This is a genomic window from Mucilaginibacter sp. RCC_168 (assembly GCF_041355315.1).
Classification (GTDB): domain Bacteria; phylum Bacteroidota; class Bacteroidia; order Sphingobacteriales; family Sphingobacteriaceae; genus Mucilaginibacter.
Genome location: NZ_JBFUPN010000001.1, coordinates 133,201 through 154,175, shown reverse-complemented (window position 1 = coordinate 154,175; position 20,975 = coordinate 133,201). Strand labels below are relative to the sequence as shown.

Annotated in this window: 16 protein-coding genes and 1 riboswitch; of the genes, 12 read left to right on the top strand and 4 right to left on the bottom strand. The window is 43.1% G+C overall.

Translation table 11 applies throughout. From position 1 onward, the window contains the following. The first annotated feature begins 28 nt into the window (after positions 1-28). From AB6735_RS00645 to AB6735_RS00625, 5 genes are all read left to right on the top strand, one after another. A complete protein-coding gene (locus tag AB6735_RS00645) occupies positions 29-1,132 on the top strand; it encodes an MraY family glycosyltransferase (RefSeq protein ID WP_370993876.1) in 1,104 nt (367 codons plus the stop codon). 126 nt (positions 1,133-1,258) lie between these two features. After that, on the top strand, positions 1,259-2,299 hold the full coding sequence (gene gap, locus AB6735_RS00640; protein ID WP_370993874.1) for a type I glyceraldehyde-3-phosphate dehydrogenase: 1,041 nt from the start codon (positions 1,259-1,261) through the stop codon (positions 2,297-2,299). Between the two features lie 141 nt (positions 2,300-2,440). Further along, positions 2,441-2,875 (top strand): GNAT family N-acetyltransferase, encoded by a 435-nt coding sequence (locus AB6735_RS00635; RefSeq protein ID WP_370993873.1) that lies wholly within the window; start codon positions 2,441-2,443, stop codon positions 2,873-2,875. A 101-nt stretch (positions 2,876-2,976) separates the two neighbouring features. After that, on the top strand, positions 2,977-4,167 hold the full coding sequence (gene pgk / locus AB6735_RS00630; protein ID WP_370993872.1) for a phosphoglycerate kinase: 1,191 nt from the start codon (positions 2,977-2,979) through the stop codon (positions 4,165-4,167). Positions 4,168-4,258: 91 nt separating this feature from the next. Next, on the top strand, positions 4,259-4,798 hold the full coding sequence (locus AB6735_RS00625) for a hypothetical protein (protein WP_370993871.1): 540 nt from the start codon (positions 4,259-4,261) through the stop codon (positions 4,796-4,798). Between the two features lie 320 nt (positions 4,799-5,118). Here the strand turns inward: AB6735_RS00625 and AB6735_RS00620 are convergent, their stop codons facing one another. From AB6735_RS00620 to AB6735_RS00610, 3 genes are all read right to left on the bottom strand, one after another. Continuing rightward, the gene (locus tag AB6735_RS00620) at positions 5,119-6,432 is read right to left on the bottom strand and encodes a hypothetical protein (RefSeq protein ID WP_370993870.1); all 1,314 of its coding nucleotides are present in this window, start codon (positions 6,430-6,432) and stop codon (positions 5,119-5,121) included. A 384-nt stretch (positions 6,433-6,816) separates the two neighbouring features. Then, positions 6,817-8,148: a glycoside hydrolase family 18 gene (locus tag AB6735_RS00615; RefSeq protein WP_370993869.1), complete on the bottom strand. Its 1,332-nt coding sequence runs from the start codon at positions 8,146-8,148 to the stop codon at positions 6,817-6,819. A 141-nt stretch (positions 8,149-8,289) separates the two neighbouring features. Further along, a complete protein-coding gene (locus AB6735_RS00610) occupies positions 8,290-9,519 on the bottom strand; it encodes an endo-beta-N-acetylglucosaminidase H (RefSeq protein WP_370993868.1) in 1,230 nt (409 codons plus the stop codon). Positions 9,520-9,930: 411 nt separating this feature from the next. Next, positions 9,931-10,023, top strand: a riboswitch (TPP riboswitch). A 55-nt stretch (positions 10,024-10,078) separates the two neighbouring features. On the opposite strand from AB6735_RS00610, the gene thiD reads away from it, so the two are divergent. From thiD to AB6735_RS00585, 5 genes are all read left to right on the top strand, one after another. Then, the gene (gene thiD / locus AB6735_RS00605; protein ID WP_370993867.1) at positions 10,079-10,921 is read left to right on the top strand and encodes a bifunctional hydroxymethylpyrimidine kinase/phosphomethylpyrimidine kinase; all 843 of its coding nucleotides are present in this window, start codon (positions 10,079-10,081) and stop codon (positions 10,919-10,921) included. Positions 10,922-11,429: 508 nt separating this feature from the next. Further along, on the top strand, positions 11,430-13,283 hold the full coding sequence (locus AB6735_RS00600; protein ID WP_370993866.1) for a CocE/NonD family hydrolase: 1,854 nt from the start codon (positions 11,430-11,432) through the stop codon (positions 13,281-13,283). A gap of 850 nt (positions 13,284-14,133) precedes the next feature. Further along, positions 14,134-14,472, top strand: coding sequence for a cupin domain-containing protein (locus AB6735_RS00595; protein WP_370993865.1), 339 nt, complete (start codon positions 14,134-14,136; stop codon positions 14,470-14,472). Positions 14,473-14,603: 131 nt separating this feature from the next. Beyond that, positions 14,604-15,059, top strand: coding sequence for a DUF2314 domain-containing protein (locus tag AB6735_RS00590; protein WP_370993864.1), 456 nt, complete (start codon positions 14,604-14,606; stop codon positions 15,057-15,059). 51 nt (positions 15,060-15,110) lie between these two features. Then, positions 15,111-15,533, top strand: a complete 423-nt coding sequence (locus tag AB6735_RS00585) for a hypothetical protein (RefSeq protein ID WP_370993863.1) — start codon at positions 15,111-15,113, stop codon at positions 15,531-15,533. Here the strand turns inward: AB6735_RS00585 and AB6735_RS00580 are convergent, their stop codons facing one another. Continuing rightward, the gene (locus tag AB6735_RS00580; protein WP_370993862.1) at positions 15,534-16,847 is read right to left on the bottom strand and encodes a polysaccharide deacetylase family protein; all 1,314 of its coding nucleotides are present in this window, start codon (positions 16,845-16,847) and stop codon (positions 15,534-15,536) included. 185 nt (positions 16,848-17,032) lie between these two features. Here AB6735_RS00580 and AB6735_RS00575 point away from each other — a divergent pair, with 185 nt between their 5' ends. Then, positions 17,033-19,516, top strand: coding sequence for a TonB-dependent siderophore receptor (locus AB6735_RS00575; protein ID WP_370993861.1), 2,484 nt, complete (start codon positions 17,033-17,035; stop codon positions 19,514-19,516). Between the two features lie 73 nt (positions 19,517-19,589). Then, positions 19,590-20,807, top strand: a complete 1,218-nt coding sequence (locus AB6735_RS00570; RefSeq protein ID WP_370993860.1) for a PepSY-associated TM helix domain-containing protein — start codon at positions 19,590-19,592, stop codon at positions 20,805-20,807. Positions 20,808-20,975 lie beyond the last annotated feature (168 nt).

Genomic DNA, 20,975 nt, shown 5'->3' with positions numbered 1-20,975 from the left:
TCCCCGCTAACATTGTTAAAGCAATTACATGACTGAACTTTTGCATCCTAACAACTTTGGATTTCAGGTTTTGATACTTGTAATGTCAACGCTTATAACCTGGTTAGTTATACCATCCATTTTACATGTGGCGCGTGCCCGCCATTTATATGATGATGTGGGCCATTTCCGCAAACAGCATGACCATGGCATCCCACGTTTGGGCGGTGTAGCCATATTTGTCAGTTTTATTATCACTACCCTGCTATTCAGTGTTATAGGCAAATACCTGCCCATCAGTTATCTGCTGATAGCCTGTATCATTTTATTTGCCATGGGTTTAAAGGATGATCTTTCGGGCGTAAACTCGAGCACTAAATTTTTCATCCAGTTTATTGTGGCTGCCATCCTGGTATTGCTGGGCGATATCCGCATCGCCAGCATGTACGGCATTTTCGGAATTTTTAATTTGCCTTATATGCCCAGCGCCATCTTCTCTATCCTGCTGATCATGCTGATCGTGAATTCCTTTAATCTGATTGATGGAATAGATGGCCTTGCCGCCACCACGGGATTGATTGTTAATGGTACGCTGGCGCTGATGTTCCTGTCAATAAAACAATATGAGCTGACCGCTATTTGCCTGGCCATGGTAGGAGCGGTAGCCGGTTTTTTACGCTACAATATTACCCCGGCCAAGATATTCATGGGTGATACAGGGGCTTTGCTGATCGGTTTGGTATCGGCGGTAATGGCTATTAAATATACCGAGATCAGTAAGATCAGCGTGGCGGGTGTACCACAACTGTTTACCGCACCCGCGCTTACCGTAGCCATATTGATAGGACCTGTTTTTGATACCCTCCGGGTATTTACATTAAGGATATTAAAAGGGGGATCGCCCTTTGATGCCGACCGGAACCATATGCACCACCGGATGCTGAAGCTGGGGCTGAATCATTTACAGGCCACGCTTTGCCTGGCAGGCATTAACCTGGGGGCCATTGGTCTTGTGTTAACTTTCAGCGACCTGAGCAACACTTTCCTGATCTCGGTGATTTTGCTGATCCCGATGATCTTTAACTGGATAGTTACATTCTGCATCCGCTCCAAAGAGCGTGAGCAGGTGGCCTTACGTAACTTATTTGTTTAAAATTCAATAAGACGCTAAGTTATTTACTTTGTAGTTATTGGGGGTATTATGTAATTTAAATGACCTGATGACTCAATGTACCAATGACTTAATTACTAACTTTGACCTGTTTTTAAAACAGAGAGAATGAAGATCGCTATAAATGGATTTGGCCGGATAGGCCGCATTTTTCTAAGAAATATTTTAGCTAAACCCGGTATCGAGGTGGTAGCTATCAATGACCTCACAGATACCCAAACCCTTGCTCATTTATTTAAATATGATTCGGTTCACCGCGGGTTTAAAGGCACGGTTGAGCATGATGCCAGCAATCTTTATGTCAATGGCCGGCAGATAAAAGTATTTGCCGAGCGTGATCCGCAGGCATTACCCTGGGGAGCACTGAATATTGACCTGGTGATTGAATCAACCGGGAAATTTACTTCCAGGCAGGGCGCCGAACTGCATTTAGCCGCCGGCGCCAAACAGGTGATCATCTCGGCGCCCTCAACTGATAAAAATGTACCCACCGTTGTATTGGCTGTAAATGATGGCCTGGTCGATCTGCGTTCATCCATATTATCCAACGCATCCTGTACCACCAATAATGTGGCGGCTATGGTGAAAATACTGGATGAGAACTGGGGAATTATTGATGGCTATATTACCACCGTTCACTCCATGACCGGCGACCAAAGCCTGCATGATGCCCCGCATAAAGATCTGCGCCGGGCAAGGGCAGCTTCGGCTTCTATTATACCTACTACAACCGGTGCGGCAAAAGCTATTACCGCCATATTTCCGCATCTGGAAGGCCGCCTGGGTGGTGCAGGTATCCGTGTTCCGGTGCTTAATGGCTCACTGACAGATTTTACCTGCAGTCTTAAAAAGCAACCCACTATTGCCGAAATTAACGCAGCCTTTAAACAGGCAGCCGACGGCCCTATGAAAAATGTACTGGAATACACCGAAGATCCCATCGTCTCCACCGATATACTGGATAACCCGCACAGCTGTATTTTCGACGCGCAACTAACCTCCATTGTTGGGGGACTGGTGAAAGTGGTTGGCTGGTACGATAACGAAATGGGCTACAGCAGCCGTTTGGCAGATCTGGTAGAGGAAATAGCTGGTTTAGGAACAAAGATTAGTGGAGCAAGGAATAAGGATTTTTGGAACAAGGAATGAAGGAGCAAAGACTTTAAGAGCAAGGATTGGGAGCAAAGAACAAGGAGAATAGTGACGAACGTGCAACACATACTTATTTTCGGTCCTTGTTCCAAAAATCCTTATTCCTTACTCCCAATGTCCTGACTCTAATAAAAAATTATGATCAAATTTATAACCGTAGAAGAGCTGTTGCCTATTCGTAATGAAGTGCTGCGTGAAGGGAAGCTCACTTTAGAAGAGTGTATTTTCCCGACGGATAAAATAGAGGGCGCATTTCATTTAGGCTATTTTCAGAATGATGAGCTGGCTTGCATAGCGTCGTTCCATCCACAAAATTATGAAGGTTTTGCGGGCAAGGCTTACCAGCTAAGGGGCATGGCCACTACCGAAAAATACAGGGGCAAGGGACTGGGCAATCAACTGGTTAATTTTGCCCTGGTTTATCTGCGCGGACAAAAGGCCAACTACGTTTGGTGCAACGCGCGCAAAAAGGCGGTTCCGTTTTATCACAATGCCGGTTTCGAGATCATTTCGCCGGAGTTTGAAGTGCCCGGAATTGGGCCGCATTATGTGATGTATGTTAAAATAGCATGAAGTTTGGGCCGTTTTCAAACACCTTTTTTACTTTTTCGTTAAGAATTAAGAATAAAATGCTGAATTTGCGCGCCTTACAGTAAATGACCCATATAATTAATATGAAAACAGTAGATCAAATAAGTTTTGCAGGCAAAAGAGCCCTGATCAGGGTTGATTTTAATGTGCCCCTGGATAGGGATTACAATATTACTGATGATAACCGGATGACGGCTGCTTTGCCAACTATAAAAAAGATTTTAAAAGATGGCGGTAAGGTTATCCTGATGTCGCACCTGGGCCGACCAAAAGATGGTCCGAATGAAAAAGATTCTCTAAAACACGTTGTTGCGCATTTATCTGATCTGCTGGGTCAGCAGGTACAATTTGCTGATGACTGCATTGGCGCCGATGCCCTTGAAAAATCACAAAAATTAGGAAAAGGCGAGGTGCTTTTATTAGAGAACCTACGTTTTTATAAAGAAGAGGAAAAAGGCGATGTGGCTTTTGCCGAAAAGCTTTCCAAATTAGGCGATATCTACGTGAACGATGCCTTTGGTACCGCTCACCGCGCACATGCTTCTACAGCGGTTATCGCGCAGTTTTTCCCGGATGCCAAATATTTTGGTTACCTGATGGCTGCCGAATTGAACAATGCCGAAAAGATATTGAATGGCGCTGCCAAGCCTTTCACCGCTATTATGGGTGGTTCCAAAGTTTCTGATAAAATTGAGCTGATCGAAAAACTGCTGGATAAGGTTGATAACCTGATCATCGGCGGTGGTATGGCTTATACCTTTGCTAAAGCAGATGGTGGTAATATTGGTACTTCACTGGTTGAAGCCGATAAACTGGACCTGGCCATCAGCCTGAAACAAAAAGCAAAGGACAAAGGTGTAAAATTGTATTTACCGGTTGATAACGTTATTGCCGATGCTTTTGCTAACGATGCCAAAACCGGCGTTGCCAAAACCGGCGAAATTCCCGACAACTGGATGGGCCTGGATATCGGTCCGGAAACCGTTGCTATATTCAGCAAAGTGGTTGAAGAATCAAAAACCATTTTATGGAATGGCCCAATGGGTGTTTTTGAAATGGAAACATTTTTAGTAGGTACCAAAGCTATTGCCGAAGCGGTAGTTAAAGCAACTGAAAACGGTGCTTTCTCCCTGATAGGTGGTGGCGATTCAGCAGCAGCTGTCGCTAAATTTAACCTGACCCAGGAGGTTAGTTATGTATCAACCGGTGGCGGTGCTTTGCTGGAATATATGGAAGGTAAAGAGTTACCGGGCGTAAAAGCGATCAACGAATAAATAAAATTTATTATTACGAATAAATAAAAAGTTCAGCTGGATAGGCTGAACTTTTTATTTTTATATCGCTTTTCAAAAATATACAACAAAAATGATTAAAACGCTGGCTTTAACTGAAGATGATTACCTGACTTACTATTTATATACGGCATCCAGGAGTAAAAAAATACAATCAAATCGCCGCAAATCGTGGTTGATAATTTCAATTTGTTTTTTGGTCTTAGGAATGCTTTTTATTAATAATAATAAGTTTTATGCCTATTACTTTTTTGCTTTCGGGATTATATGCTTCATTTTTTACCCTTCTTATCAGAGTTATGAATATAAAAAGCGTTACAAAAAGCATGTATCAGATAATTATCAATATAAGGTTGGTGTAGCGTGTGAAATTAACTTTCAACCAGACTTTATCGAAACCAAAGATGCAACTAGTGAAAGTAAATTTAGTACTAATGAAGTTGTAGAGATTAATGAAATATCCTCTCACTATTTTATAAAAACCCGGTCCGGATCATCAATAATTTTATCTAAAGCTGCTATTAATAGCCCATCTTTTATTACTGATCTTATCGCGATCTTTAATAACCCGAATATCGTAATCAATAAGCAACTGGAGTGGAAGTGGAAATAGATTTAATGTCCCCTCAAGGTCTCCTGCAAGTTTAAGTTAGTGAATTTGTGGGTTAACTTAAACCTGCAAGGGACCCTGAGGTTAGTCTTGCTGCAATTCAAAACGCAGTGTTCTCTCTGAGAGACCCTGCGGTGACATTAAGAATACTTACTTAAATAGAAAAAGCCTCCAGATATTATCGGGAGGCTTTTTGGGATAAATCACACAAAACGCGTCAGTGCGAGGTACGAAGCAAGAGCCTCACCCAACCCTCTCCAAAGGAGAGGGCTTTAAAGCATTTTTTTTGAAGTCTCCCCCTTATGGGGGAGATTTAGAGGGGGTTATTGAATTTTAACCGACGACACCACATCATTGGCACTTGGCGACAGTGCGCCAAACCAACTGTTATTTGCTGTCAACGTCCAGGATGTACCGCTAAAATTATCGTTGGAATACATGATGACCGTCCAGCCGGAAGGTATTTGTACCGACGATGCCCAGTCGTTCACAAAGCCTTTGGCCTGTAATTGCGCTAAGGTGTAATTCCCCTTAGCTATTTTTTGAGTGGCCGTGCCGCCATAGCTGGAGTTTTGATAAAAAACTACGCCTGTTGTAGCGCCACCACCGCCGCCGGTTGGGTTCATGATTTTGATCAGATCTTTGGTTACCTTGTAATCCGGAATGCGGTTGGTATTGTCATGCATAGAAGTAAGCGGCGCGTCGCGGTCAATAGCATAACCAAACACGCCACCTTTTTTACCTGTTGTTGGCTCCCAACCGGCATAATCATAAGCACGACCGGTACCGTTTTCCAGGTAAGTAACATCATCCCAGTAATTGCTTGGATAGCCGTTTTCTTCATAGAAAGAAAACCCGGGTACAAATTTATCCGAAGTAATGTAAGCGGAGAACGTGTTCCATGTACTTTGAAATCCGGACGTTCCTCTGCCATAAGCCTGCAGCCACACATAATCTATCATCGTATAAACATTCCTGAAAAGACTATTGGTGCCGGTCTGGTTGGTATCAAAAGTAAGCAGTTTGCCGGTTCCGGATTTTGGACCCAAATAAGCCGAAAGCGCGGTATAAACCCCGGTCATATCGGTGAGTGTAGTGCCCGAAGGATTGCTTTCCACATCAATGTCAAATCCGTCAAAACCATATTTGTTAACCAGGCTATCCATGATCAGTTTAGCGGTTGTCTGGTATCCCGCTGTGGTGTGCGGTACACCCGAGGGGATATCCAGGTTACCGGTAAGTATCACCCTGGTGCCTTTGGTATGTAATGTTGGTATAACAGTGTTTTTCATTTGTGTTTTTTCGGTGGCAGAGGAACTATTGCTAAATCCGAAAGCAATGGCAATGTCCAGACTATCAGGCAAATTGACCATTCCCGAAATATCGGTACCGCCACCGGTTGGCGAGCCATATGACCTGTAAAAGCCCGCGGTAATTTCGTGCTTTGTTTTTTTGTAGGCAACCAAAGCGCTGTCTGAAGCTGCCGACAGGGTGGTCAGGCTGTTTTTAGACGCGCCTGCTGTTTGTAGTTTTGAAGCCGCGCTTCCGCTATCCTTTTTACAGGCTTGCATAGCGAATAAAGCTGAAAGACCGATCAACAAGATGCCGGCTTTAAAAGAGAAGAGGTTTTTTTTCATAATGAGGGCTTTTTAATGGTTTATAATTTATGGATTTGGTTTTTTAAAAAAATGGCAATAGGTTACCCAGGAACCCTCCCAAAAGAGTAATAACCCATGAAAAGACATAAGGCGAAAATTTGGCACCTATAGACTCACCCCGACATCGCTGCGCTCGTCACCCCTCTCTCCGCTTCGCGCATAGAGGGGTTTACCCTCTTTGCGGCAAAGCCGTAGAGAGGGTGGTCCAGCGCAGCGTAGACCGGGTGAGTCGGCTCTGCGACTTGTTTTTAACCTTGTAGGTTTCAACGCTGCCTTTTCATGGGCTATTACTCCCAAAAGAGGGTTTTGAATAAGATTAACTAACCATACCCGGCATAATAAACCGGGTATGGGTTTTACTATTTACTGAATTTTAACAGAGGTTACTTTATCATTGGCATTTGGCGATAAGGTGGTGAAATCGGGCGTGTTGGCCGTGCGTGTCCATGAGGTACCGCCAAAGTTATCGTTGGTATACATGATCACCGTCCAACCCGATGGTACTTTTACCGACGATGCCCAGTTATCTATAAAGCCTTTGGCCTGTAATTGTGCCAGGGTATAGGTGCCTTTAGGGATAAGACTGGTAGCTGTACCGCCGTAATTGGTATTTTGATAAAAAGTGACACCGGTTGTAGTACCTCCACCGCCTGTACCATTCATCAGTTGGATAGCGTTCCTTGAAACGATGAACGGAGGAGTGTGGTTATAATCGCGACTCATACGATATGCTCCAACACCGGCAACCTTGTTGGTTTTGGCCCAATTAGTGGCATAACTGTACAGATCTGATGTTGCTTTAGCATCGCCGCCTGATTGGTCTTCGGTACCATCGGCATGTTTAAAGCTATCGCCGTTAACCAGTAAAATAGTTTTATCCGATCCATAAGTAGAAGCTACAGAGAATAGTGGGAAGGAACTGCTGCTCCAGAAATGGCTTCCGGTAGTATAGGACTGGAATAATATATAGTCATAATTGCTTTTGGTGCCGGTTAAACTATTATTATCCAGGGAGCCGTCGGTATCATAAAAAAACACGGGTTTTTTGCCCATACTTAGTGTAACTGCCGACGTAGAGTTCGGTCCGAACCATTTGGCTACTGATTTTAATAAATTGGGATAACTGCTGCTGGTTACATTTTTATTGTCGATGGTACCTGATTCAATATCCAGATCTATACCATCCAAAGAATCGGCTACAATATGCTGGTTATACATCGCCTGCGACCAATGGTCATAAGTGCTTGTTGAAGTGGCAACGGTAGCGGTTGAAGTTGGCGTAGCCGGATCCTTGGATGAGCCATCAAAATAGGCATCCCCCAAAAAATGACATACCACGATCCGGGTTCCCTTGGCCTGGGCTGCACGCCAGTGTGACCTTGTGGCATCATTGCCGGCAAAAAACTCCAGGAAATCGGTACTGTCCGGTGCATTGGCCGGGTTGAAACTGGCAGCAGGATCGGCGCCATCGCCAACCAAAAAGCCTACAAATATTTTATGTACGCTGTTTTTGTAAGCGATCAGGTCGGCATTGGAAGTTGTCGACAGGGTTGTTAATCCGTTTTTAGATGCACCTTCCGCTTGTAATTTTTCGGCGGCGTTTCCATTATCTTTTTTGCAGGATTGCGTAGCGGCAAGGGTAAACAGGCAGAGTATAGGCAATCCTACGCTCATTAAAAAAGTATTTTTTTTCATAATAGGTTTTTTTATAGAGTCAAGAATTAAGAGTCAAGAATCAGGAAGGGAGCGCAATTGATCGATGATCATTTTTTTACTCTTGATTCTTATTTTTTTTCTGTCTTGATTCTTGACTCTTAACTCTTGATTCTTTTTTAATTATTGAATTTTAACAGAACTTACCACATCGTTAGCGTTGGGCGAAAGAGTGGTGAAATTGGTGGTGTTGGAGGTTAGCGTCCAGGAAGTACCGGCAAAATTATCGTTGCTGTACATAGTCACCGTCCATCCCGTAGGAATTTTTACCGACGATGCCCAGTCGTTCACAAAACCCAGGGCCTGCAACTGCGATAAGGTGTAGTTGCCTTTGGCTATGGTGCTGGTAGCAGTGCCGGTATAATTGATATCCTGGTAAAAAGTAACACCCGTAGCTGGTGTAGTACCGCTGCCGTAAACCGTTGCTTTACCATATAAGGCATTGGAAACACTGCTCAGGTAAGTGTGTACATCGGTATTTGGTAAATTGTAATACAGATAGATGCCATAATTGTTATTAACGGTTTGTGTAGCTAAGGATGCCGCGGTTGATGCGCTGGTACTTTGGATATCGATAGCAGCAGGCCCAAGGTTGCTGGCCGCTAATCCAGGTACATTTGGTACAGAATAGCTGCCGTAAATGGCATTCCAGCTGTAATCAACTTTTGAGCCTACGGTTACCCCGTTAAAGCTCAAGCGGGAAGCTGCCGGGCCATAAAAATAAAAGGAAATGATCTTGGTAGGCATCAGCTGGCGCAAGGCGGTTACCAGATACACAAATGAGCTTGAATTTGGCTGACCGGTTCCGTTGGTGCCGTAGTCGGCATATTCATCGTCAAAGTCAATACCGTCAAGTCCATAAGTGGTTACGGCATTGGCCAATAACTGCGCAAAATCCTGGGCGGCCTGCTGGCTCGGAAAATTAGTTATACCCGCACCCTGATGATTACCCAGTATAGAGAGTAGCACTTTGATCCCTTTAGCCTGTAAAGGCTGGATCTTGGTGGCCGCGTTATTTAATACAGTGGTTACCTGCGGATTAAAAAATAGTTCGGCTTTTTGGGTAGTGGTATTGTAATTGATATTGGCCGCGAATATAATGCCGATATCAAAAAGCTGCTCCCCGGTTGAAAGCTTATAATTACCTACGTTAAGGATATCGTTATTGTTCACTTCCACATAACAAACGCCTTTGGGGCCGCTAACGCCAATGGCGCTGGTACTTAATTTTGATGAAGCGTTATTGGCTTGGGGTGTGGGTGACAGATCTTTTTTACAGGCTGCTGTAAACAGCAGCGAAAAGCCTAATAAAGCAATAGATGCTTTGGTAATTGAATTGGACGTTTTTCTCATTGTCGGTTTTTAAATTGGTTTATAAATTTTTGATAGGTTGTAAGCTCAAAAGCAGTGTTTTATCCATAGGCATCTGATGTTTTTTTATAGGTATCGGCAAATAAATTAATGAGCATAAATTAATAGGGGAGAGATAGTATTAAACGATTTAGCAGCATAGTATGCATAGTTATATAACTTGTAAATATTATATAATTTACAATTTTTAATAAATGTATTGAGCATATATTATAGGTTTATATGCGTGATGATTTAATTGGTTTATAGTGATATAGACAAATAATAATCAGGGATTGCCTACAAGGATTTAAAATTTTATTCTACAAGTTAATATTTTTATTTTGATATGTTTTCTATAATATACCTGATAATGATATATCCGCATAAATGAACAAGAAAAAGCTACATTTGCCATGGCTTTAGGGGTATTCTGTACAGAATTGAGATAAACCCTTTGAACCTGATCCGGCTGATACCGGCGTAGGGAAAAGTCGGGACATACCTGTCTGTAGCGCTCAGTCCTGCGCCCCGAAGCCATGTTTTTATGAAATTGTAAACCATGAATAAAAAAACCTTTAGCTATCCATCCGTTTTAACGATTGCGGGGTTCGATGGCAGCGGTGGGGCCGGTATCCAGGGCGATATCAAAACTATTTCGGCGCTGGGATGCTACGCCACTTCGGTGCTCACTGCGCTCCCGGTGCAAAATACTTGTGGGGTGAGGTCTATTCACGCTATCCCGGCCGAAGTGGTGCGAGCGCAACTACAGGCTATATTGGATGATATTTTTCCGGATGCCATTAAAATAGGTATGGTACATACAACTGATGTGCTTGAAGCCATAGTAAATACCCTGCTGCATTACCCGGAGGTTCCGGTGGTATTTGACCCGGTGATGGTGTCAACCAGCGGTCATCGACTTCTGGAGGATAGTACTGTGGAGGCAATCATTAAAAAAATGTTTCCGCTGGCCGCGGTTATCACCCCCAATCTGGATGAAGCCGCTGTTTTAACCGGGATGCCTGTACATACCCTGGATGATATGTGGATTGCCGGTAAAAAACTAATGGGGATGGGAGCACGCTCAGTATTATTAAAAGGCGGTCACCTGGATGCTACGCAATTAACCTCCTTATATTTTACAAACGACGGTAAAGTGCAGGAATACAGCTTTGAAAAAATAGACACCCAAAATACCCGGGGCACCGGATGTGCCCTGTCATCGGCTATGGCCTGTTACATAGCCCGGAAGAAATCATTGGCCGATGCGGTAGTACTTGCGCAGGAGTACGTACACCAGGCCATACTTGCTGGAAAGGATGTGCGAACGGGCAAAGGAAATGGCCCTTTAAATCATTTCTTTAATCCGCAAAAACTCTTCATAAACCCGGAGGAAAGTTAATAGCTATGAAAAGTTATAAATCGGACATTGAAGAATAATAACATAGTGCATAGTCTACTCACCCAGTCTACGCTTCGCTCGACCACCCTCTCTGTGGCTTTGCCGTAAAGAGGGTAAAGAAAAAAAGAAAGCAACCCCCTCTATGCGCGCAGCGGAGAGAGGGGTGACAAGCGCAGCGATGTCGGGTGAGTCGATACCGCGCGTTCGATTCTTATCATTTGCGTAACCCTGGCTATCACCTGTAGAAAAAGGCAAATAAAGCCCCATTTAAACCTCAAAACCTCAATGGATTTTACGCTTGCCATATCGCGTAAAATCGAGATAGAGGAATCTGTTAAACCTCTCAGTATTATTCCCCAGGTCCTTAACAATGCTAAGGGCTTTTTTGGTTTATAGGATTCGTGTAATCTTTTAAACTCAAAACTGCCTACTTAAAACTTACGACTTAACACACCAGTTGCCTCTTTTATTTTATTCAGGTACATTTAGGGCTTGATTGACTAATTAAATGAAAAAAACTTTATTTATCTGTTTGTGGCTGGCCGTAACAGCTATCAGCGTTTACGCGCAAACCTCACCGCCTGATGCTGAATACATTAAGGCCAATTATCAAAAATACGAATACCAGATACCCATGCGCGATGGTAAAAAGCTGTTTACTTCGGTATACGTACCCAAAGACCAATCCAAAAAATATCCCATCATGATGGACCGCACGCCATACAGCGTTGCGCCCTATGGAACCGACCTGTATAAAGGCAGCCTGGGCCCATCGTCGGTATTTGCGCATGATGGATTTATTTTTGTTTATCAGGATGTTCGCGGCCGTTGGATGAGCGAGGGTATTTATGAGGAAATGACCCCTGAAAAAGAGGTGCACAAAACCAAGAATGATGTTGACGAAGGCACCGATACGTATGATACCATTAACTGGCTGCTTAAAAACATACCCAACAATAATGGTAAAGTAGGCGTATGGGGAATATCATACCCTGGTTTTTATACCACTACGGCATTGCTGAGCCGTCACCCGGCATTGGTAGCAGCATCGCCGCAGGCCCCTATTGCCGATCTATACCGCGATGATGCCTTTCATAACGGCGCCTTTATGCTGGTAGCCAATTTTGGTTTCTATTCGTTTTTTACCAACCGCCAGGATGATAAACCCACCCAGCGCCGGGCTCCGGGATTTGATTTTGGTACCGAAGATGGCTATGATTTCTTCCTGAAAATGGGTTCGGTAAAAAACACCAACGATAAATTTTATAAAGATACCATCCGCCTGTGGAACGAAATGCTGGATCATCCCAACTATGATCAGCATTGGAAGGACCGCAACGTATTAACCCATCTGCACAATATTAAAACCGCTGTACTGGTTACCGGTGGCTGGTACGATGCCGAGGATCTGTACGGAGCTATCAATACCTACAAAACATTGGTGAGGGAAAACCCAAAAACACCGGTTTACTTTGCTATGGGCCCCTGGGTGCATGGCGGCTGGGCCCGGGGTGATGGCGACCATTTAGGCGATGTTGACTTTGGCGCGCCAACCGGGCCTTTCTATCGCGAAAAGATAGAGTTCGCCTTTTTTAGTCACTACCTCAAAGGTACCGACCTGAACCTGGCGCCGGTATCTGTATTTGAAACGGGTCCCAATCAATGGAAAAACTACAACACCTGGCCGGCAAAAGAGGCTACCGAAAAGAACTTATATCTGCTGCCGGGAGGTAAACTGTCCTTCGATTCAGTAGCAGAAAGCAGTTTTGACGAGTTTGTATCCGACCCTAACAAACCGGTGCCTTTTACCAATGATATTACCATGGATATGAAACGGGAATATATGACCGGCGATCAGCGTTTTGCCGCGCGGAGACCGGATGTACTGACCTATCAAACCGAAGTGCTGGATAAAGACATCACCATTGCCGGTAATATATGGGCCAATTTAAAGGTATCAACTACAGGTACCGATGCCGATTGGGTGGTTAAGGTAATTGATGTTTATCCCGATTCGGCCAAAAACAATAAGTGGACAGGTAAAGAGGTTTACTTATCTGGCTATCAGCAAATGGTACGGAGCGAGGCTATGCGAGGCAAGTTCCGCAATGGCTTTGATAAACCTGAGCCATTTGTACCCGGACAGGTTAGCCCCGTGAACTTTGAACTACAGGATATACTGCATACGTTTAAAAAAGGTCACCGTTTAATGGTGCAGGTACAAAGCACCTGGTTCCCGCTTATCGACAGGAATACCCAACAATTTCAGGATATTATGAAAGCAAAAGATACCGACTTTAAAAAAGCGACCAACAGGGTTTATACCGGCAGCAGTTTTTTAAAGGTAAGGGTAATAGAATAGGGTTTGAATGTTGAACACCGGATGCTGAATGTTGAACATCGAAATGTTCTATCATTCGGCACCTGGTATAGTGAGGAAATAAAAGCAAGGAATAGTGCGATTCCTTCCATAGGAAGGGATTACGTCCTTAAGTTGAGGATGTTTGTAAACCCCATAGGTCAATGTCATTAAGTTAAGGAATTTTGCAAACCCCAAAGGGGTTAAAGCTTTGTAGAAAAAAGGCAATCCAATTCAGTGCGGTAGGTACTGCACTCAGGCTGCATACCTACGGCATGCTGAATACTTATTTTTGCTTTCTACAAAGCTTTTACTCCTACGGAGTATCCTTAAATAATGACATTGCCCATAGGGGTTAAGCTTTGTAGAAAAAAAACGGCTCCCAATCAGTGCCGTAGGTACTGTACTCAGGTTGCATACCATAAGTGTTCGAAATACTAAAAATAACGAATTGATTGTTTTTTAGGCTAAAGCCAATGGCTGATCATTTAAAATCCGTTGGTTAAAACTAACGGCAATGAAAGATAAGTTAATATGTCCTCTATTCATTGCCGTCCCATTTATGGGACGGATAATGGAAACAGTTCCTGGCTTTAGCCGAAACAACAATCTTTCGAACACTTATAGTTGCATACCTACGGCATGCTTTATAGTTGCCTTTTTCTACAAAGCTTTTACTCCTCCGGAGTATCTTTCGCCTATGGTCGGTGTATCACCACAGCACTCAAAACTATGTATGGATGAAAACGATAAGTCGCTTTCTTAAACTATTTTGCTCCCTGGATTGTTTTTCCTGTACTTCTGATGAGCTATGTCCACAACCCCTGAAGTATGATACAATAACCAAGCTTTTATGAAACCTTTACAACCAACGGTTATCGATCCCAAAGTGATCTCGGCAGAGCACCCGGAGGATTATTTCAATACTATCCTGAGCAGTGTGAATGATCATATCGTGCGGATCGGGATCATGACCGAACCTTATTTCTGGCATCTGCACCCCAACTCCGACGAAACCTTCCTGGTACTGGAAGGTACCCTGTTGATCGATCTGGAGACCGGCACTATCGAATTGCAACCCGGGCAATTGTTAACCGTGCCCAAAAACATGCGTCACCGCACCCGCCCCGGCGGCGAAAGATCCGTGAACCTCACCATCGAGCATAAGCAAACAGAAACCATAATGGGATAGGGATACATGGACGATCAAATGAATTTGTATAACCCGCATAAAAAATAACAGTTGTGGTATAATGCAAGATTTGTACTAAACTATAGATTTGGGGTTAAAACCTGGAGATCCGAACTTTATCAGTGAATTGCATGAAAAATCTACTGTTTATTTTGTCGCTGTTTGTTATAACCGGTGCCTATGGTCAGCAAACCAAGGTTGAAAATAATGTGTTGTATAAATCCGTACCGTTACCAAAAGATGATGCCCGGTTTCTGGCTTTAAAACGTACTGCTCAAAAATATTTGCCCCAGTTTATAGATAGCCTGCAAAAGCACGGAAGCGACAAAGAGGGATACCGGTTTGTAGTAAAATCCGACTTTGTAGAAGGCAATAACCATGAGCATATGTGGTCTGAAGTGGTTGGTTATAGCAATGGCGTTTTTAAGGCGATATTTATTGATTCGCCTTTTACGCTTAAAAGTATTAAGCTTGGTGATAAGATCAGCATTAATCAAACCGATGTGGAAGATTGGGCTGTTCATAATTTACGAACCAAAAAAATAACGGGTGAGTTTTCAGAGAAATATCTGAACAGCAAGCAATAGCATTTGTAGCATTTATAACTTTCCTGTCGTAATGAGTATAAAACCCTGATTATGATAAAGAAAGTATCTTTCCTGCTATTAGTTATTGCAGGCTTTACAGCCTGCAAAGGAAACAAACAAAAAAATGGCTGCGGTGTACAAACCTGTACCCTGGAATACGCTTACCTGGGAATTGTTATTACTGATAAACAAAATACCTACCCGGCTATCACCAATTTTTCGGCTATTAACCTGCGTACCAATAAGCCATTGTCGCCGGTAAAGTATCCTCCTAATATCGATTTTGTGGCAGGCTTTAAATTGTTAGCTACAGACGATAATATCAAGGATTTTTCGACTGAAGGAGATGATATAAAAATAATGGCTACTAATGCCGCTACTCATCAAACGCTGAGTGCAATTATCACCATAGCCGGAGGCTGCAATTGCCACATAAAAAAGGTATCAGGACCGGAAAAGATAGTGTTTGACTGATCAAACTCCTGCCAAGGTTACCGGTGAGGTATTTGGATAGGCCTGGTACAATACATAAGAACCATTGCTATCTGTAGCTACTTTAAGCGATTGTTTTTTAGTGCCTTGTACAGCGTTTACAGTTTTCCAACCAGCGGGTACATAAGTTTTAAGTGTAAGCGGGATATTATAAAAAACTTTGCTGAGCGGGTGGCTGATGCTCACGGTTACCTTATTGCCTTTTAAACTGCTTTGTACTTTGGCGCTTTGCCTTTCGCGCATGTACTTGGTTACATCGCCAAAAGTGGCTACCCAAAGTTTATCCTGATGATTTTTAATATAGGTAAAATATTCGTCAAGCTCCTGGTGGGGCAGGGCTTCCCAGCCTATACCGTCAACGCCGTGATGGGTGAGTACCAGCCAGGTATCTTTCCTGTTCATGGTGGTATCTACCCAGGCCTTCATCATGGGCAATGGGGTTTTGGTAGTTGCACCGCGCTGGTATTGTACATATTCCTTATTGGTATTGCCGGGAGTATCCTTATTACCACGGCTTATTTCTTTGAGCCAGGGTTCGGGCATACGATTGCGAAGGGCAGGATAAACCCTGGCCAGGTAAGCTACGGCACGTTCGTTCTCGGTGCCAAACGGCCCTTCTGCACTAAAGGTGTATGCAAGGCCTAAATGATTTAAAACATCCAGCCGGCTTTTTTCGGCTTCGTACATTAAATTGGTTTCATCAAGGGCGGCCAGGCGTGGGTGGGTTACCATGTGGCTGGCAAATTCATGACCTTGCGCCGCATAAGCTTTAATTTGTGCCCAGGTAGTGCCATGCGCATCTTTGTATTCGTCGTTGTGCTGTACGCCGGGTTTAAATTCACCATTGCGAACTTTAGTATAGCATTCATCAATGGCTTTATAGGCGGCTTCGGTTTTACCGGCATCTACTAATGATCCGGCTTTATAATGATAATCAAGCGGACCGACAAGCCCCAGATAACCTGCTGCCGAGGCCCGCTCAAAAAAGTTATCCTTATTGGTAGGTATGGTAGCTGTTTCTTTGATGATATCTTTTACCGGGCGGCCAATGAATTTACCATGGTATTGTGAACCCGGTATTTGCCCGGTGATGATAAAAAACGTGGCGGGTAACTGCAGCCTGTTGAGGATAGGTAATGCTACTTTGAACTGGTTAATGGAGCCATCGTCCCAGGTAATGGATACCGCGCCATTACGGCCATATTGCCACTTAGTTATTTGAGTTTTACCCGGCTGGGCCTTTACTAATGTACCTGAAAGCAAGATGGTAATAACCGGCAAAAACAGTTTTTTCATCATAAAAGGTTTATGTAGCTAATATAACATACTTATACAATGATGCTTTGTAATAATGCTTTTGTAACAAAATAGTTAATGATGCGACGATCATCTTCTTATTAATTTAAACTAATTCTAAATAATGTTTGCAAATTAGGATTGCGTTGTTATTTTTGCGCTTAATTAGACTTAATCTAAATTAAATGGCAAGACACTTACACAATACCCTGCAAAAAGTTTCTATTCTTCTATTAGTTTTATTGGTAACTGTTTTAACAGCAAAAGCTGACGATGAGGGCATTAACGGAAAAATATCCGGATTTGTAAAAACAAGCGATGGTTTACCGGCAGCATTTGTTAATGTGGCTATTAAAGGTTTAAACAAAAGCGTTATGACAATTGGGGATGGCTCATTTGTTTTTACCAATATAAAACCGGGTACTTACTTATTAATAACCTCATATGTAGGCGCTAAAAGTGAAGAGAAAACAGTAGAGGTGGTTGCCAGACAAACTACTACTGTTAATTTTATACTGAGTGAAAGTTCGGCGCAGCTTGATGAGGTTGTGGTGTCTTCAACAAAAACCATCAACAGTAAAAAGCTGAGCGTGGGTAAAATGAATGTATCACCTATGGACCTGCCGCAAAGTGTTACTGTTATAGGGCGCGATGTGCTCGATCAGCAACAATCATTACGGTTAAGCGACGTTACAAAAAACATCAATGGTGTTTATTTATACAGCGCCCGTGGCAATACTCAGGAAACCTTTGGAGCGCGTGGATACAATTTTTCAAGCACCAACATGTTTAAAAACGGCTTTCGTATCAATTCAGGTGTAATGCCCGAGATCAGCTCACTTGAACGGGTAGAGGTTCTAAAAGGAAGCGCTGCTTTACTTTATGGCAACGTTGCGCCGGGTGGTATCTTAAATCTGGTTACCAAAAAACCAAAGTTTGAACAGGGAGGCCAGGTATCTATGACCTATGGCAGCTATGACCTGTATAAGCCAGCGTTTGATGTTTATGGCCCAATATCATCTAAATTGGCATATCGTGTAAACGGAACCTATGAAAATGCAAAGAGCTTTCGCGATAACGTAAAATCAGAACGGGAATACATCAACCCTTCGTTTCTGTATAAGATCAGCGATAAAACCAACATCATTGTTGAAGGCGATTACCTGAATTATGATTTTACACCTGATTTCGGAACCGGGCAAATTAATAATGTAATAGCCAAAGTGCCGCGTAACCGTTATCTGGGGGCTTTGTGGTCAACCGGCAACACCAAACAAACAACAGCCACGGCCACTATTAATCACCAGATCAATAGTTTATGGCAGCTGAGCGGTGGATTCTCTTACCAACATTTTGATCGTCAGTATCAAACCACAGAACGTGTACTGCCAGATACGCTTACCGGCGACTGGGCGCGTACCTTAAATCGTGCTAAAACACTGGAAGATTATTATACTGCCCAGTTTAATATAACAGGCCAGTTCAATACAGGCGCTATCAAACATAATATTTTAGTAGGGGTTGACGCCGACTGGTACAGAAATACCAACTATACCTATGTGGCCAGTGTAAATAAGGTATCAAGTTATCTCGATCAGAATAATGTACTTCAAAACGCGGTTTATGATAAGATCAACATTCTTGATCCTTCCAAATACACCCAGCGTACAGATAAGCCAACCATGAACCCTTTTTATAATGTTTTAACCCTTACAAACCGTTTTGGCGCTTATTTTAATGATTTGATCAGCTTGTCAGAAAAAGTAAAGGTATTGGCAGGTTTACGTTGGTCATATCAATATATATCACCTACAACGGTTAGCACTTATTATAACACAAGCCCAGCTTTAGCACAACCTGCAGCCGGTAAAGAAGATAAAGCATTTTCGCCAAGGGTTGGCATAGTTTATAAGCCATTAACCAATACTGCTTTATTTGCCAGCTATTCCAATTCGTTTGTTGTAAATACCGGTACAGATGTTAACAACAACCCGCTTGATCCTTCGCTGCTTGATCAATATGAATTCGGTGTTAAAAACGATTTCCTGAACGGTAACCTATCGGTAAATGTAACGGCTTACCGGATACTGAATAATAACCTGGCGCAAACGGCAGTTTTTCAGGCTGATGGCGTTACACCTAATACCAATACCAATATCAAAACATTAACAGGGCAAACCAAAAGTGATGGGGTTGAACTGGATATTGCGGGCCATCCGATAAAGGGGCTTGATATATTAGCAGGTTATAGCTACACCAATGCCAGGTATACCAAAACACCAACAGCGGTAGGCAGCAATATAGCCGGTCAACCACTGGTGAATGTACCTAAGCATACCGCAAATACCAGCTTATTCTATACTTTTTATAATGGCGATCTGAAAGGCTTTAAAGTGGGTGCTTCTGTTTATTACCTGGGCGATCGAACTGCCGGTAATGCCAATACAGTTGGACAAACACCAACCTCAACACAACCCAGATCAAGACTGGTCAATGTTTCCGGATTTACTACGGTTGATGCCTCAGTTGGATACACGTATAAAAAATTATCCATCATTGGTAAAATATCAAACATAGGTAATGTGCTTAATTACAATGTACATGAAAACTATAGCATAAATCCTATACCACCGCGACAGTTTTTAACCACATTGGCTTATAAGTTTTAAAATTTTTAAACCACAATAAAAACACAAAAACCGGCTATGCTTTTGCATACCGGTTTTTGCAGATACAGCAGCTATGAAGGTTTTTTTTCGCACAATACATCTTTACCTGAGCCTGGCGGCTGGTATTATCATTTTTTGCTCGTGCTTTACCGGTACTATGCTGGTTTTTGAAAAGGAGATACAGCATACGCTTAATCCGCAGCGTTATTATGTAAAACCAGCAGGAACAAGGATGGCTTTGACGTATCTGATACCAGGAGCTTTAAAACAAGTGCCTAAGGCGAAGCTTTCATCGGTTATGGTTTATAATAACCCGGAGCGCGCTATAGAAATAGCGGTAATAGTGCCGGAAAAGAAGAACAAAAGAAACGATGGGGCGCCTGTGCCGGAAACCGACAAAGGGAAAAAAGCAGAGAGCCATGATCCTAAGAAACCAAAGGCAGATGAGCGATCTAATCTCACGCTTTTTGTAAATCCCTACACCGGGCAGGTGATTGGGCAATATAACCGTCGCCAAACCTTTATGTATAAGGTCGAGATGTTTCACCGGTATTTGTTGGGTGCTAAAAATAGCGTTGGTGATTGGATAGTATCTTTATCTACGCTTTTTTTCCTGTTTATATTAATTACCGGGGTAGTGTTGTGGTGGCCTAAAACAAAGAAGATCATGAAGCATCGCCTCAAAATTAAATGGGATGGCAGTGCCAAAAGATTAACACATGACCTGCATATAGTTACCGGATTTTATACCTCTGTGTTTTTAATTGTGGTGGTGCTAACCGGCCTGGTTATGACCTTTAAATGGGCTAATGCCACCTTGTTCGCGTTAACCGGTTCAAAAGTAGTGGGTAAGGAGCTGCCTAAACAGCCCCTGTCTGTATATAAAGCCGATGCCGTCGCCTTATCTGCCGATGCGGTTTTAACAGGTATGGGTAAAACAATAGCCACTGCCGATTATTACAGTGTTCGTCTGCCCCGTGATTCTTCCGGCACATACTCCGTTACCGTTTGGCCAAATGAACTGGTCGAAACAGTGTCAGATATTTATTATGTCGATCAATACAGCGGCCGCCTGGCTGGCTCTCTTACATTCGCTTCAAAAAGTTTGGGACAGCGTGTTAGAGCATTTGTGAAACCGGTGCATACCGGGGCAGTGTATGGTTTGCCAACTCAAATAATCAGTTTCGTTGTTTGTGCATTATCGCTCATATTCCCGGTAACCGGCGTAATGATGTGGCTAAACCGTACCAGAAAAAAGAAACCCCGCGCAAAGACCCTGGTCACGGCTTAATCGGCTATGCATTTATTTGCCTGATCTGATTTTTACAATAGCGAACGATTAGTAATTCCTTTATAAAAGAATACTCTTTGGATGAGCAGCAGCATTCTGCGTCTGTTGCTAAATATAAGCGCGCCTGTTTCCCAGACAGGTTGAACCCTGCATTATTAAATAAGCAAA

What these genes read in the sequence shown, in the direction of transcription:
- AB6735_RS00645 (WP_370993876.1), top strand. Translation starts at nt 29, where the DNA reads ATGACTGAACTTTTGCATCCTAACAACTTTGGATTTCAGGTTTTGATA.
- gap (WP_370993874.1), top strand. Translation starts at nt 1,259, where the DNA reads ATGAAGATCGCTATAAATGGATTTGGCCGGATAGGCCGCATTTTTCTA.
- AB6735_RS00635 (WP_370993873.1), top strand. Translation starts at nt 2,441, where the DNA reads ATGATCAAATTTATAACCGTAGAAGAGCTGTTGCCTATTCGTAATGAA.
- pgk (WP_370993872.1), top strand. Translation starts at nt 2,977, where the DNA reads ATGAAAACAGTAGATCAAATAAGTTTTGCAGGCAAAAGAGCCCTGATC.
- AB6735_RS00625 (WP_370993871.1), top strand. Translation starts at nt 4,259, where the DNA reads ATGATTAAAACGCTGGCTTTAACTGAAGATGATTACCTGACTTACTAT.
- AB6735_RS00620 (WP_370993870.1), bottom strand. Translation starts at nt 6,432, where the DNA reads ATGAAAAAAAACCTCTTCTCTTTTAAAGCCGGCATCTTGTTGATCGGT.
- AB6735_RS00615 (WP_370993869.1), bottom strand. Translation starts at nt 8,148, where the DNA reads ATGAAAAAAAATACTTTTTTAATGAGCGTAGGATTGCCTATACTCTGC.
- AB6735_RS00610 (WP_370993868.1), bottom strand. Translation starts at nt 9,519, where the DNA reads ATGAGAAAAACGTCCAATTCAATTACCAAAGCATCTATTGCTTTATTA.
- thiD (WP_370993867.1), top strand. Translation starts at nt 10,079, where the DNA reads ATGAATAAAAAAACCTTTAGCTATCCATCCGTTTTAACGATTGCGGGG.
- AB6735_RS00600 (WP_370993866.1), top strand. Translation starts at nt 11,430, where the DNA reads ATGAAAAAAACTTTATTTATCTGTTTGTGGCTGGCCGTAACAGCTATC.
- AB6735_RS00595 (WP_370993865.1), top strand. Translation starts at nt 14,134, where the DNA reads ATGAAACCTTTACAACCAACGGTTATCGATCCCAAAGTGATCTCGGCA.
- AB6735_RS00590 (WP_370993864.1), top strand. Translation starts at nt 14,604, where the DNA reads ATGAAAAATCTACTGTTTATTTTGTCGCTGTTTGTTATAACCGGTGCC.
- AB6735_RS00585 (WP_370993863.1), top strand. Translation starts at nt 15,111, where the DNA reads ATGATAAAGAAAGTATCTTTCCTGCTATTAGTTATTGCAGGCTTTACA.
- AB6735_RS00580 (WP_370993862.1), bottom strand. Translation starts at nt 16,847, where the DNA reads ATGAAAAAACTGTTTTTGCCGGTTATTACCATCTTGCTTTCAGGTACA.
- AB6735_RS00575 (WP_370993861.1), top strand. Translation starts at nt 17,033, where the DNA reads ATGGCAAGACACTTACACAATACCCTGCAAAAAGTTTCTATTCTTCTA.
- AB6735_RS00570 (WP_370993860.1), top strand. Translation starts at nt 19,590, where the DNA reads ATGAAGGTTTTTTTTCGCACAATACATCTTTACCTGAGCCTGGCGGCT.